Source organism: Flavobacterium sp. GNP001, from assembly GCF_054343775.1.
The window spans coordinates 3,171,994-3,186,019 of the sequence record NZ_JBTGUX010000001.1 but is presented as its reverse complement, the minus strand read 5'-3'; the positions used below and the strand labels follow the sequence as shown (position 1 = coordinate 3,186,019).

Below are 14,026 nucleotides of genomic sequence, written 5' to 3'. Positions count from 1 at the left end.
TCATGCAGAAATCAATTTTATTTTTATCAGCTGTATTACTTTTTACAGGTACTCTTTTTGCTCAAAAAACGTTTACTCTAAGCAGTAAAGATATGGGCGGATCCTTTACCATTCAAAATGAGTTCAATGGATTTGGCTGTAACGGAAACAATGCTTCACCTCAATTAAGCTGGGCAAATGCTCCAGAAGGAACCAAAAGTTTTGCCATTACATGCTACGATCCAGATGCGCCTACAGGAGCCGGTTGGTGGCATTGGGTAGCTTTTAATATTCCGTCAAATAGTAATGAAATTGTTTCAAAAGCAGGAAACCCAGCTTTAAATTTAATGCCCGCAGGAACAATTCAAAGTACTACAAGCTTTGGTGCAACTGGTTTTGGAGGTCCATGTCCGCCCGTAGGCCACGGTATTCACACATACATTTTTACAGTTTACGCATTAAAAACAGATAATTTAGGACTAGATGGAACTGCTAATCCAGAATTAGTTGGTTACAATTTATGGGCCAACACCATTGCAAAAGCAACTATTGTAGCACACTATAAAAGATAAAAATATGGGAACATTACGTAAAGCGACCGCCACTTGGAACGGTACCGGATTAGAGGGTAAAGGAACTCTAAACTCTAAAAATCAATTTTTTAACAACACTCCTTACAGCTTTAATTCTCGTTTTGAAAACGTAGATGGGACTCAAGGCACCAATCCGGAGGAGCTATTAGCAGCAGCTCACGCAGGATGTTTTGCAATGGCTTTGAGTTTTGCTGTCGTTCAAGCTGGTTTTACTCCAGAAGTTTTGCACGTTGAGGCCAAAGTAGCACTCGACGCTGTTGGTGATGGATTTGAAATCTCCACAATCAAACTTCATTTAACTGGTGAAATTAGCGGAATGACCGAAGCACAATTTAACGAATTAGCCGAAGCAGTAAAACTTGGATGCCCAATCAGCAAAGCCTTAAGTGCAACTCCGATTGAATTAATTACCCAATTTATAACGAAATAAGTATAAAAGATGAATATTACATTACAACAAGCAGAAGCAGTTATCGCTGCAGCAAAAATCAAATCAGAAGAAATTGGAACTAAAATGGACATTTGCGTAGTAGACGCAGGTGCAAATTTAGTAGCATTCGCAAGAATGGATGGCGCATGGATAGGCTCTATTGACATTTCATTCAAAAAAGCAAAAACATCTGCATGGTTCACCATGGACACTGCCACTTTAACTCCGTTGGTAAAACCTGATGCTCCGCTATACAACATAGAGCACAGTAATGGCGGATTGATTACTTTTCCGGGTGGTGTTGTTATCAAAAACAAGGCTGGTGAAGTGATTGGAGCTATTGGAGTAAGTGGAAGTACTGTAGAAGACGATCATACTGTAGCAGAATTTGCAGCCAAAGCGATCCTATAACTTACAAAACTTAATTTTGAAAAGCCTAACAAACATTTGTTTTGTTAGGCTTTTTTGTTTGAAGTCTGCAAGTAGGAAGAAATAATTCGATTATGAATAAAACCGAATAAAGTATATATTTATCATGATTTTGCTTATCAACAATCTCAAATAAACTACGCTAATTCTCCACAATGAAAACTTACCAAGACCAACTACAAATTGTACATTCCTTTCATGAAATGGGAGAAACGATTGCTGCAGCGCAGTTCTTGATTGAAGAATACGGATTGACACACCCTAATTTCAAGGGTTTTGAACTCAGAGAAAAAGCAAAACCCGACTTTATTTTAATGACTACCGAAGGACCACTTGCTGGACCTCAAATTATTCGGATTCCTGAAAATACTTTCGAATTTCATTTGCCCTTAATGCTCAACTTGTTGCTGCACGAGATGATTCATGTGAGTCAAAAAACACCTCAAAACTCTATTGCTGATAAAAACGAGAGAGAATGGCAAGCGTACTTTGAAATGATTTTTCACTATCAATTTCCACATGTTCCAATATTGGGCGATACGCACAAACGCTTTTTTGCCAACAAAGCATTAGAATATTACACTCGTATGGGCAAAGGTTCCTTACTTCAAGAAAAATATGCCATTCAAAAACGAGAAATAGACCAACTCTTACTTGATTTAAAATAAATTTTTTAGTTAGGTTGATTTTAATACCTAAACATAGTTCCTCACTAGATCTTAATTGCTAAGAATTTATTAAACTTTAAAACACCTGAGGACTAATAATCAAAAAACTAACTATTTTAGCGGTTCCCAGTCAAGAGATAATGAAAACCAAAAAACAAAAAGTATTTCTGGCGCTAAAAATAAGTGTCGCAACTGTAATTGTATTAATTGCAGCATTTTATATTTTTAGAGATGCCGTTATGCAACAAACCATTGCTAAGATTTCGCATGAAATGGAGGTAGATTACAATGCTAATTTTAGCGTCAAGTCGGCCTCATTCGACGGACTTTCGGGTTTACAATTTACCGATTTGGTTTTGGCTCCCAAAAATGCCGACACTTTATTTAAAATTCAAAAGCTAGAAACCAGTGTCAATTTATGGCAATTACTTGGTGGAAATGTCCAAGTAGGCACTTTACACATCGATAATGGCTACATTCAATTGGTTAAAAAAGGCAAAAAAAGCAATTTTGAAGCCTTCTTGAAAAAAGACAAACAAGCGAGCAGCGACAATGAAAAACGGGATTATGCCGAATTTGCGTACCGATTAATATCAAAAACTTTGAATTTGGTTCCAACCGATATGGAGCTGAACAATGTGGCTTTTAAATTCAATGACAACGGCAACCAAACCAATATTCAAATTCAAAAATTAGGTCTAGCCGATAAACAACTTGAAACCAACATACAAGTTCAAAACAAAACCTTCACCCAGCGCTGGCGCATCAAAGGTTTTGCCGACCCACGAAATAAAAAAGCCGACATTCAACTGGTTAATATAGATACTGGAGCCATCAGAATGCCGTATTTACAAGAACGTTTTAACCTAAAAACCAGCTTTAATTCGATACGCGTTGTTCTTGATAACATTGACAAAGACGGCGACGAAGTACGTATTAATGGCTCAATGTCAATAGCCAATTTAAAGCTCAATCATCCAAAAATAGCAAGTAAAGATGTGCTTTTTGAAAAGGCAAAATTCGACTATAGATTTGTTTTAGGATCTGATTTTATTGCGCTCGACAGCAGTTCAACGGTACAAATTAACAACATCAAAATGCATCCGTATTTGGCTTACGAAACCGAGGAAGACACCATTTATAAGATGAAAATTGATTTGCCAAAAATGAAAGCGCAAGATTTCATCACCTCATTACCTGCGGGATTGTTTACCCATTTTCAAGGTATGGAGGCCAGCGGAAACTTTAGCTACAAACTGGATTTTGCATTTAACCAAAACAAACCCAATCAGCTCGTTTTCGACAGTAAATTGCAAAAAGAAAATCTAAGAATCATCAAATACGGAGAGGCAAATTTAACAAAACTCAACGGCGAATTTGTGTACCGCGCTTTGATTAACAATGTTTTTCAGCGTGGTATTTTGGTAGGAACAGGCAACCCAAATTATACGCCTTTGGGTCAAATTTCACCTTACCTGCAAAAATGTGTCTTAACAACTGAGGACCCGTCGTTCTTTTCACACCGTGGATTTATCAACGAAGCTTTTAAACAATCGATCGTAAAAAACATCCGAACCAAAAAATTTGCTCGTGGCGCAAGTACCATCAGTATGCAATTGGTTAAAAATGCATTTTTGAGCCGAGAAAAAACGCTTTCGCGAAAGCTGGAAGAGATTTTACTCGTTTACATTCTAGAAAACAACCGCATTGTGAGCAAAGAGCGCATGCTTGAGGTGTATTTTAATATCATTGAATGGGGTCCAAATGTTTACGGAATTGGTGAAGCGAGTCAGTTTTATTTCCAGAAAACTCCTTCCGAGTTATCGCTAAATGAATGTTTGTACTTGGCTAGAATTATCCCTAGCCCGAAGAAATTCATGTACCAATTTAACGATCAAGGACAGTTGAAAGATTTTGCAGTGAAGCAAGAGGCTTTTTTAACCAAATTGATGTTCCGTCGCGGATTATTAATCCCCGAAGACACTATTTATAAAGCTTTACCGCTCTTTATTTCTGGTCCGGCACAATCATTTATCAAAATAAAAACAATCGATTCTACGCAAGTAAAAACCGATTCGATCGCGCTTGATAATGAGTTTGATTTATAATAATTAATGAAATTTAGGCTATAAACGTTGGATAGTTGAAAAAATGCCATTCAGACAATTTTTATTTAAAAAAATTCACCTTGGTCATGACTGAAATTATGATCTTCTAAATGTAAAAGCTTTTAATTTAACTTATTCATCCTTGTGAGTACCGTGATAAACAAACCTAGATAAATCTCACTAAAATAATTTTAAAACCTGAAAATTCTTTTTTATTCTACAAAAATAATTGCTTCTAAAGATTTGTTTCTTGTCTCAATAATCAAATTAGATATCGAACCTTCAAAATTAGGTGCACTAAAGTGATCAATAGTAATGTCAAAGATTTTGTTAGTTAGATCATCTATTAATGTATCTGAACTATTTTTTAATGTTTCATAAAGTTTTCTATCTATCGGCAAAATTAAATCATAAAACCTTAAACGGTATTTTGAAAGTTCGTCAATCATTAAAACACTTATTGTTGTACGATCACTATCACTAATTATCCGACCTTTAAAACTTTCGAGAAATGTTAGGATTTGATCATGAAATTGAAAAAAATAAATAAGATTATTGTCCAAAACAATACTTTTAAGAAAATCAACTTTTCGACTAGTATGTCCAATTTTTTTCTCTTTATGATTACTGATATGCCAAATATAAATTGAAAACATTAATGTAAAAGTTGCAATTATAATATTAGAAATTTTGTCTACTTTATCAAGTAAATCTGCTTCATTTTCGAAAAGGTATAATTTAAACATTTAATCAAGTGCTGTGTTTTCTCTCAAAATTCTTTTTATCGCTTCTTTCAAAGGTTTTTCATAAGGATATTCACCTTTATTTACAAAATTAAATATTTCATAAAACTTATCTTCTTTATATTTTTTAACAACATTTATGAATAGTTCTTCAAAAAATGAGGGATTTATTGAAAAAAGGTCTGCGGGAATAACAATATTTATCTTATCATTCTTTTCAGCTACCAAATCAATTTTACAAGCAATCCTAACCTCTCTACCCCGATCTCTTCCTGTAAATATCTTGGCGCCTTTTGTTCTATATAATTCTAAGTCTATAGTATAACTCATATCACATCATCTTTAGTAATTAATATTTTTGCACTTATAATTGTGCCAGGAAAACAATCTTTTATGTGTTTTACATATTTTCTATCTGGTTTGTCTTCAATGTTTCCACTATCATTAAAAGTCATGACTTTAAAGCTATCTTTACCGACAAACTTATCTCTTATTTCATATTTCCCATCAAAGATAATATTTGTATTACCGGATATCAAAGATAACCTTGATATATTATCTAAATCTGCTGAATTTGACTTTAAATTAAAGAAACTTTCTATAAACCTAATTGAGCCATTACCTCTTTTATAATCTTCAATTGGTATAGATGTAATCCCTTCTTGAAGGGCATACAGAGTCCAAAGTGTCTCCTCATCAAATGACTTAGAAAACCATTTATTAGCAGTATATCTTCTTGATAATTCAAACATTCTTTCTTTTATCTCATAATTAGTGCATTTTGGCGATTTAAATTTTTGGTAAATAGAATCTCCAAAATTTAAAATTACCAAGTGATATATACCGTACGCTGATTTTAATTTATCATTTGAAATTTGTTGAAAGTAACCAGTGGAATATCTATAATTTTGAGTAGAGTGTTCCTCAGCATTAATAAGGATTTCACCAAAAACAGTACTAAGATTTTCTATGGTATCTATTGATAATTTTTTTTGAATTGTAGCCAATGAACTTATTACATGTTGAACTAAATCAGTTGCATCAATTTCTTTTCTTTTATCATTATTTATACTTTTCTTTTCTTTATTATGGATACATAATTTATAAGGAACGATATCGTCAAATTTATGAGCCCTATTATTTATAACAGCGGGAGAACCAATTGAAAAAATAATTTTTTGGATATTCTCGTCCTCAATATTTCGTCCACCAATTGTTCGTAAAAAAGGTTTTGTTTTTTTGTATAAACTCCTTTTTTTCCTAAACTTAAATAAATCAATTAAGATAATATCTAAAAATATTTGCGCAGAAAGATCAATCTCTTTGCAATTGCTGTAATCAATAATGATATTTCTATAAGCATCAGAAAGAATAGTATTTACTAGGCTGTAAATAAAACGTAAAGATATATTCCTATGGGAATTCAAACAGAAGTTTTTTGGAATTTTTATTCGATATTCCGATGTTTCGAAATCTACATTAAAATCTGAATAGTAGTAATCAACTCCTTCAATTTTAGACAAGATAAATTTAATATTTTTTGGTAGCCACTTATTGATTTGCATTTCATAAGACAGATCTCCTTCTAGCTCTTTATTAAGAGCTAGATTATCACCTAGAGCCCGTATTTTTTTATGCTTTTGTTTACTCTTTGATGTAAGCCTTCTTCTAAAACGTTTATGAATTATATACTTAGATGGTTTTTTCATTTTTTCTAATTTAATAATTATTTGTGCTCCTCATTTATTTCAAACAATCTAAACATAATATTTTTAGAAGTTACGGAGCCGGATTTGGAATACTAGCTTGTACAGCATCGATAGCCTGCAGCATTTCATCAGAAAGTGACACTTGAATTGTATTGATATTTTGTTGGAGTTGCTCTATTGAAGTAGCTCCAATTATGGTACTGCTCACAAATGCTTGCTGCTCGATAAAGGCCAATGCCAATTCGGTTAAGGTTAAACCATTACGTTGGGCAATATCTTGGTATATTTTTGTAGCCTCGGTAGATTGTGCGCTGCTGTATCTGGTGTATTGCGGAAACAACGAAATGCGTGCGTTGGGCTGTGCCTCACCAGATAAAAATTTACCTGATAAAACTCCAAAAGCCATTGGTGAATATGCCAGTAAACCAACATTTTCGCGCATACAAACTTCTGCCGAACCCACTTCGAATAAACGATTCAATAACGAATATGGGTTTTGAACTGTTTTTACTCGAGGCAAATTGTGGTGTTTGCTTTCTTCTAGAAAACGCATAATTCCCCACGGATTCTCGTTTGAGAGACCTATGTGTTTTATTTTACCTGCTTTGACAAAACCATCTAGAGTTTCCAATACTTCGTGAATGTTGTCTTGCCATTCATCCTCTTGTACTTTAAAACCGCGTTGCCCAAAATAATTCGTTTTTCTCTCTGGCCAATGCAGTTGGTATAGATCCACATAATCAGTTTGCAAACGTTCTAAACTAGCATTTAATGCGTGTGTGATGCTGGCTGGAGAAAAGTCTAACTCGGGTCTCATGTACCCAAAATTAGGATTAGGTCCTGCTATTTTGGTAGCTAAAACCACCTCATCTCTTTTGCCTGATTTTTTAAACCAAGTTCCAATAATGCGTTCGGTGCTGCCGTAAGTTTCTTTCTTGGCAGGAATGGAGTACATCTCGGCAGTATCAAAAAAGTTAACACCGTTTTCAAGCGCATAATCCATTTGAGCGTGACCCTCGGCCTCTGTGTTTTGTTGCCCAAAAGTCATGGTGCCAAGGCAGATTTTGCTAATTTTTATATCGGTATTGGGTAAAGTAGTGTATTTCATTTTTTTTAAGTAAGTGGTAAAAAGGGACAAAGGCACAAAGTTGCAAAGGTACTAAGGGGCAAAGCTGCAAGGGACAAAGGAAAAAAAGGCAAAAGTGTCGAGTAAAAACTCTGAACCTTTGCCTCTTTGAATCTTTGTTTCTTCTTTAATTTATTTCATTCAGCATTTCTGCAATAGCATCCAAACGAGGAGTTAAGATGATCTCAATGCGACGGTTTTTTGCTTTACCATCGGCAGTAGCGTTACTAGCTAAAGGCGAGAATTCACCACGACCCGCAGCAGTTAAATTTTGTTTGTTGATTTTTTTGTTTTCGCTCAAAATAGCTACGATTGCAGTAGCTCTTTTGGTTGATAAATCCCAATTATCCGCTATGGGTCCTGATGCGCTAAAAGCATCATCATCTGTATGCCCTTCGATAAGTACGGCAATATCAGGGTTGTCACCCAACACTTTTCCTAGCTCCACAACCGCTTTTTTACCTTCGGAGCCTACCGCCCAACTTCCAGAATTAAAAAGCAGCTTGTTCTCCATAGACACGTATACTTTTCCGTTTTTTTGCTCTACAGTTAAGCCTTTGCCTTCAAAACTATTCAATGCTTTAGACAAGGTTTCTTTTAATTTTTTCATACTAGCCTCTTTGGCGGCAATCAAATCTTCTAGCTCTTGCAAACGTTGCGCGCTCTTGCTCAAACGCTCTTGCTCCAGTGCTAAAGCTTTTCCTTTTTCGTCAAGTTGACCTAACAAATCACGATTTTTTTTGAGGTTGCTTTGCAAGGCATCGCTGCTGTTTTTTTCAAGAGCTGCATACGAATCTTGCAAGGCTTTAAATTGCTCTTGTGCGGCAGCATATTCGGCTTTGAGTTTGGCTAAGTCGGCTTTATTTTTATCTAAATCCGATTTCAGACCGTCACGCTCTAGCTCGGCTTTGTTTTTACCTTGTTGCAAATTAGAATTTTCATCAGCTAAGCTTCTGTTTTCTTTTTTTAAGTCGGCAAATTTATTCTCTAGATCGTTGTATATTTTTTTTGAAACACAGGATGTTGACAAAGCTAAAACTAGCAATCCCATGGAAACTTTTTTTATCATAACGTTAATTTTTGATGTTGATTCATTTTGTTTTAAAACTCGAAAATGTGATGAAAACCGTACTCTTTTAGCCCTGATAGCAGCGGAAATCCTTGTTGTTTTTTCTTTAAAAACAACAAGATTAAGCGAATAGCAGGATAAAGCTCCTAATACTACTACTCGAGTTCGACTAGAATTGGGCAGTGATCGGAGTGCACGGCATCAGAAAGGATAACGGCTCTTTTTAATTTATGTTTTAAAGAATCGCTCACTAAATTGTAATCAATACGCCAGCCTTTATTGTTTTTTCGGGCTCCCGCGCGGTAACTCCACCACGAATATTGATGCGGCTCGCTGTTGAAATGACGAAAACTATCTACAAAACCCGATTTGATAAATCCATCTAACCAAGCGCGCTCTTCGGGCAAAAATCCAGAAACATTTTTGTTGCGCACCGGATCATGAATATCAATAGGTTGGTGACAAATGTTGTAGTCTCCGCAAATTACTAGATTAGGGATTTCAGTTTTGAGTGCGTTAATGTAGTTTTGAAAATCGTCCATGAACATGAACTTGTGATCCAATCGATCCATGTTGGTGCCTGATGGCAAGTACAAACTCATCACTGAAAAATCATCAAAATCAGCACGAATGTTACGCCCTTCAAAATCCATGTGGTCAATTCCGGTTCCGTGAACTACTGCATTGGGTTTTATTTTGGATAAAATGGCTACTCCGCTGTATCCCTTTTTAGTAGCAGAGTGGTAATATTGGTACGGATAACCGGCTTGAGTAATGGCTTCGACCGGAATTTGATCCTCGGTAGCCTTAATTTCCTGAAGGCAAATAACATCCGGTTGAGCGGCTTGCAACCAGTCTAAAAATCCTTTTGTAATAGCGGCTCGTATCCCGTTGACATTGTATGAAATAATTCTCATGAAGTAGATTTTTGAAACCCAAATGTAACAAAAAAGAAGAAGTTTGGCCCAGAAAAATAGAGAAAATGGAGTTTTTTGCTATCTTTGTTTCTTGCCTTAAAAACAATAATAAATGGGTTTAGTAACCGCCAAAGAAGTTGCAAAAGCAATAAATGTAGACAAATACGGATTTCTTGGAACTTTTTCAGGATGGATGTTAATGAAGGTGCTAAAAATATCTACCTTAAACACAGTATATAACAGAAACAAGCATCTGCAAGATGTTGCGTTTTTGAATGGAGTATTGGATGACTTAAAAATTAAATTTGAAATTCCAGAGGAAGATTTAAAACGACTACCGAAAGAAGGCGCTTACATCACCATATCGAACCACCCACTAGGCGGAATTGACGGGGTTTTACTTTTAAAATTAATGCTTGAAAGAGAGCCCAATTTTAAAATTATTGCCAACTTTTTACTGCACCGAATTGAACCGCTCAAAAAGTATATCATGCCGGTAAATCCTTTTGAAAACCATAAGGATGTGAAGTCGAGCGTGGTAGGTATTAAAGAAACTCTACGCCATTTAAGCGATGGAAAGCCTTTGGGAATGTTTCCTGCAGGTGAAGTTTCGACCTACAAAGATGGTAAATTGATGGTAGATAAACCTTGGGAAGAAGGCGCTATCAAAGTGATTCGAAAAGCACAAGTACCTGTTGTACCAATTTATTTTCATGCTAAAAACAGTAAATTGTTTTATTTTTTATCGAAAATAAGTGGCACGTTGCGCACTGCCAAACTGCCTTCGGAAGTGTTTAGTCAAAAACGTCGCGTGATTAAAGTGCGAATTGGTAAACCGATTTCGGTAAGCGAACAAAACGAACATACTACGCTAGAGGAATACTCTGAATTTTTGAGAAAGAAAACGTACATGTTGGCGAATCCTTTCGAGAAAGAAAGTCCGTTTTTGCCAACGCCTACGCTTAAAATTCCGAAAAGCCCAAAAACAATTGTTACCGCTGCCAGTCCAGAAACGATGGTGCAAGAAGTTGAAGCTTTACGCAGTACCGATTGTCGTTTGCTGCAAAGTAAAAACTACGAGGTGTTTTTTGCGGGAGCGACTAAAATTCCGAGTATTTTACATGAAATAGGCCGCTTGCGCGAAATTACGTTTCGAGAAGTAGGCGAAGGCACCAATGAATCCATCGACTTAGATAAGCACGATCAATACTACCACCATTTGTTTTTGTGGGATAACGAAGCAAATAAAATAGCAGGTGCTTACCGTATGGGATTAGGGTCAGAGATTTACCCGAAATACGGAATTAATGGTTTTTATTTGAACGATTTGTTTCGATTTGAGCCGGAGTTGCACGACATGATGCACAAATCTATCGAAATGGGCCGTGCCTTTATCATCAAAGAATACCAGCAAAAACCAATGCCTTTATTTTTGTTGTGGAAAGGAATTATGCATACCACTTTGCGTTATCCGGAACATAAATTTTTATTGGGCGGAGTGAGTATTAGCAATCAATTTTCAGATTTTTCGAAATCGTTGATGATTGAGTTCATGAAATCAAACTATTACGATCCGTACATTGCGCAGTACATTCATCCGAAAAAGGCTTACAAAGTTAAATTGAAAGATGCCGATAAAGACTTTATTTTTGACGAAGCCGAGTCGGATTTAAATAAATTCGATAAGATTATTGACGAATTAGAACCTGGCAGTTTACGCTTACCAGTTTTAATTAAAAAATACATCAAACAAAACGCAAAAGTAGTAGCGTTTAACGTTGATCCTTTGTTTAATAATGCTGTTGATGGTTTGATGTACATAAGGATTGCAGATATTCCAGAAAGCACGATGAAACCTGTTATGGAAGAATTTCAGGCTGAACTGGAGCGCAAGCTAGTTGAAAAAGAAGAGTAAAATCTAGTGTTTATAAAAACAAAATCCCGATTGAATCGGGATTTTGTTTTTTATATCACTTCCAAATGGACTCTTTTAAAATACTATCTAATGAATTATTTTGAACAAAATAAATTAACCTCAACACATGGTAAATTGCCAAAAAAACTCCTAATCCGTAAGCCAGCTTTTTATTGTAAAAATATTTGTTTAGATATTCTTTTCTAGTAGCTATTTCACAAGTCAACAAAACGATTGAAAAAAGACTAAATAGCACTACAAACGGACCCAAAATATGATAATTTAAACTCTTAAGTAAATCACCTTGAAAAAAGTAAACTAATGATTTAGTGATTCCACAGCCTGGACACGGAAAACCAAAGATCATTTTAAACGGGCACAAAGATTGATCTGTTTGAAGATGATTATCTTCATTTGAGAGCATTAATAAAAACGGAATTATCAGCGTTAAAATCGCACCAATAATTCCGTAAATCTTTCTTTTTACTCTGGTACTAGCTATATAATTTATTGATGTCATTTTGAACTTTCATTGCAGCAATCATTGGAAAAAAGAATCCTAGAACAAGTAAAAGTACAGTATCATCCTTTTGTGGAACACCTGCATGGGTATACACATCTGGCAAAGCATCTCTTCCTGCCAAATAAAAGAAATATATATTCACTGGGTAGCAACAGCCTGCAAAAATTGCCACTGGCTGTGAAATAACCTGTCTTTCAGAAACAGCATTAAAAACTTCTGCTACTTTTATATTCCAATAAATTAAATACAATCCGCATGTTAAAAAACCCAATATTAAAACCAATAAAGGGTCTACTTTAAATACAGGAATTGATTTTCTTGGCGTGTTCCAAGCTTCGTGTTTTTGATTTTCCATTGTTTATAGTTTTTTGGTTAGATTAGTTTTTTGGTTCAAAAGCAGCATCAATCGGTTCCCAGAGTTCAATTTTATTCCCTTCGGGATCCATGATCCAGCCAAATTTTCCGTACTCATAAGTCTGCATCTCCCCTACAATTGTTACACCTTCAGTTGTTAATTTTTTCAAAAGCGATTCTAAATCTGCTACTCTAAAGTTTTGCATGAAGTCTTTTTGACTTGGTTCGAAGTAGTTCGTGCCTGCTTCAAAAGGCGACCATTGCGTGCTACAATCATTACCTTGTTGGTCTTTCCACCAAAAAGTAGCACCATAATCATCAGTTGGCAGTCCTAAATGTTTGTGGTACCATTGTTTTAATTCAATTGGGTTTTGCGCTTTAAAAAAGAAACCTCCCACACCGGTTACTCGTGGTTCAAGTTTAGCAATTTCTGGTTGAGGAGCGTACTTCGTTTTTATTTTATCAACAATAACTTGCGCCAATCGCTCGTGACTTTCAAATGTCCAACCCGCTACATGGGGTGTTAAAATTACATTTGACGCTTGCAATAAATATTGGAAAGCAGCCGGCGGATTGGCATCCGTAAAAAGTGTTTCAAAAGACAACTTTTCATATTCTAAAACATCCAAACCAGCGCCCAAGATTTTTCCTGATTGCAGTGCAGCAACTAGATCATCGGTTACAATATTCTTGCCTCGTGAGGTATTCATAATCCAAAACGGATTTTTAAAACCATTAATAAAAGCTTCGTTTACCATTTTATCGGTATCAGGCGTCCAAGGCAAGTGCAAACTCAATACGGTGACTTTTTCTTGAAATTCTGCCCAACTTACTTGCTTGGCATTGGCATCGCCAACCCCATCTACAATATCGTAACACAAAACGGCAACATCAAAACCGCGTAGTTTTTTGGCGAATGATTTTCCCATATTACCATAACCGATAATCCCCACGGTTTGCCCGTCCAACTCATGCCCACGGTTCGATTCGCGGTTCCATTGACCCGCACGAATTTCACGATCGGCCTGGTTCAATTTATTAAAAAGCGACAAAATCATACCCAACGTATGTTCAGCTACCGCATTACGGTTTCCTTCTGGCGCAGCAATTAGCGAGATATTTTTTGATTCGGCATACTCGCAATCAATACTTTCTAATCCAGCGCCCACGCGAGCAATGAACTGCAGTTGCGTTGCTTTATCTAAAAAAGTTTGATCGATTTTAAAACGACTACGAATTACGATTCCGTGATATTGATCAATTAGTGCTTCTATTTCTTGTTTAGAAGATTTGTAATCGCTGTGATTGATGAAACCAGCATTTTCTAATTGGTCCCACAAAATGGGATGATTGCTATCGAGATGAAGGACTTTTATAGCCATAATGATGATGGAATTTTAACCATTCAAATTAACAAAAAAAATACGGTTTATTGGCTCCCGAATGCAATTTCACTTTTAAAA

Annotated in this window: 15 protein-coding genes; 6 read left to right on the top strand and 9 right to left on the bottom strand. The window is 35.7% G+C overall.

All coding sequences use genetic code 11. The features are described 5' to 3' along the window. Nucleotides 1–2: 2 nt before the first annotated feature. The 5 genes from ACXX8U_RS13740 (at nt 3) to ACXX8U_RS13720 (ending at nt 4,207) form a co-directional block, all read left to right on the top strand. The gene (locus tag ACXX8U_RS13740) at nt 3–551 is read left to right on the top strand and encodes a YbhB/YbcL family Raf kinase inhibitor-like protein (protein ID WP_458566335.1); all 549 of its coding nucleotides are present in this window, start codon (nt 3–5) and stop codon (nt 549–551) included. Nucleotides 552–555: 4 nt separating this feature from the next. Further along, a complete protein-coding gene (locus ACXX8U_RS13735; protein ID WP_458566334.1) occupies nt 556–1,002 on the top strand; it encodes an OsmC family protein in 447 nt (148 codons plus the stop codon). A gap of 9 nt (nt 1,003–1,011) precedes the next feature. Next, nucleotides 1,012–1,413: a GlcG/HbpS family heme-binding protein gene (locus ACXX8U_RS13730; protein WP_458566333.1), complete on the top strand. Its 402-nt coding sequence runs from the start codon at nt 1,012–1,014 to the stop codon at nt 1,411–1,413. 173 nt (nt 1,414–1,586) lie between these two features. Next, the gene (locus ACXX8U_RS13725) at nt 1,587–2,099 is read left to right on the top strand and encodes a hypothetical protein (RefSeq protein ID WP_458566332.1); all 513 of its coding nucleotides are present in this window, start codon (nt 1,587–1,589) and stop codon (nt 2,097–2,099) included. A 140-nt stretch (nt 2,100–2,239) separates the two neighbouring features. Then, nucleotides 2,240–4,207: a transglycosylase domain-containing protein gene (locus ACXX8U_RS13720; protein ID WP_458566331.1), complete on the top strand. Its 1,968-nt coding sequence runs from the start codon at nt 2,240–2,242 to the stop codon at nt 4,205–4,207. 212 nt (nt 4,208–4,419) lie between these two features. Here ACXX8U_RS13720 and ACXX8U_RS13715 read toward each other — a convergent pair whose 3' ends face one another. The 6 genes from ACXX8U_RS13715 to ACXX8U_RS13690 form a co-directional block, all read right to left on the bottom strand. Then, nucleotides 4,420–4,953, bottom strand: a complete 534-nt coding sequence (locus ACXX8U_RS13715; RefSeq protein ID WP_458566330.1) for a hypothetical protein — start codon at nt 4,951–4,953, stop codon at nt 4,420–4,422. Continuing rightward, nucleotides 4,954–5,280, bottom strand: coding sequence for a DUF4325 domain-containing protein (locus ACXX8U_RS13710; RefSeq protein WP_458566329.1), 327 nt, complete (start codon nt 5,278–5,280; stop codon nt 4,954–4,956). It lies immediately after the preceding gene. Further along, entirely contained in the window at nt 5,277–6,659 is a 1,383-nt protein-coding gene (locus ACXX8U_RS13705; RefSeq protein WP_458566328.1) for a hypothetical protein, read from the bottom strand. The genes ACXX8U_RS13710 and ACXX8U_RS13705 overlap by 4 nt, the downstream gene beginning before the upstream one ends. A 70-nt stretch (nt 6,660–6,729) precedes the next feature. Next, entirely contained in the window at nt 6,730–7,767 is a 1,038-nt protein-coding gene (locus tag ACXX8U_RS13700) for an aldo/keto reductase (protein WP_458566327.1), read from the bottom strand. A 145-nt stretch (nt 7,768–7,912) separates the two neighbouring features. After that, the gene (locus ACXX8U_RS13695) at nt 7,913–8,854 is read right to left on the bottom strand and encodes an OmpA/MotB family protein (protein WP_458566326.1); all 942 of its coding nucleotides are present in this window, start codon (nt 8,852–8,854) and stop codon (nt 7,913–7,915) included. Nucleotides 8,855–9,009: 155 nt separating this feature from the next. Next, entirely contained in the window at nt 9,010–9,771 is a 762-nt protein-coding gene (locus ACXX8U_RS13690) for an exodeoxyribonuclease III (RefSeq protein ID WP_458566325.1), read from the bottom strand. A gap of 112 nt (nt 9,772–9,883) precedes the next feature. Between ACXX8U_RS13690 and ACXX8U_RS13685 the strand changes: the two genes are divergently transcribed. Then, nucleotides 9,884–11,686 (top strand): GNAT family N-acyltransferase, encoded by a 1,803-nt coding sequence (locus tag ACXX8U_RS13685; protein ID WP_458566324.1) that lies wholly within the window; start codon nt 9,884–9,886, stop codon nt 11,684–11,686. A gap of 55 nt (nt 11,687–11,741) precedes the next feature. On the opposite strand, the gene ACXX8U_RS13680 is transcribed toward ACXX8U_RS13685, so the two are convergent. From ACXX8U_RS13680 to ACXX8U_RS13670, 3 genes are read right to left on the bottom strand one after another with little or no spacing between them, the layout of a single operon-like run. Next, the gene (locus ACXX8U_RS13680) at nt 11,742–12,206 is read right to left on the bottom strand and encodes a DUF2752 domain-containing protein (RefSeq protein WP_458566323.1); all 465 of its coding nucleotides are present in this window, start codon (nt 12,204–12,206) and stop codon (nt 11,742–11,744) included. Further along, on the bottom strand, nt 12,181–12,564 hold the full coding sequence (locus ACXX8U_RS13675) for a DUF4234 domain-containing protein (RefSeq protein ID WP_458566322.1): 384 nt from the start codon (nt 12,562–12,564) through the stop codon (nt 12,181–12,183). Before ACXX8U_RS13675 ends, ACXX8U_RS13680 begins: the two co-directional genes overlap by 26 nt. A 22-nt stretch (nt 12,565–12,586) precedes the next feature. Next, the gene (locus tag ACXX8U_RS13670) at nt 12,587–13,945 is read right to left on the bottom strand and encodes an NAD(P)-dependent oxidoreductase (RefSeq protein WP_458566321.1); all 1,359 of its coding nucleotides are present in this window, start codon (nt 13,943–13,945) and stop codon (nt 12,587–12,589) included. Between the last annotated feature and the right edge of the window lie 81 nt (nt 13,946–14,026).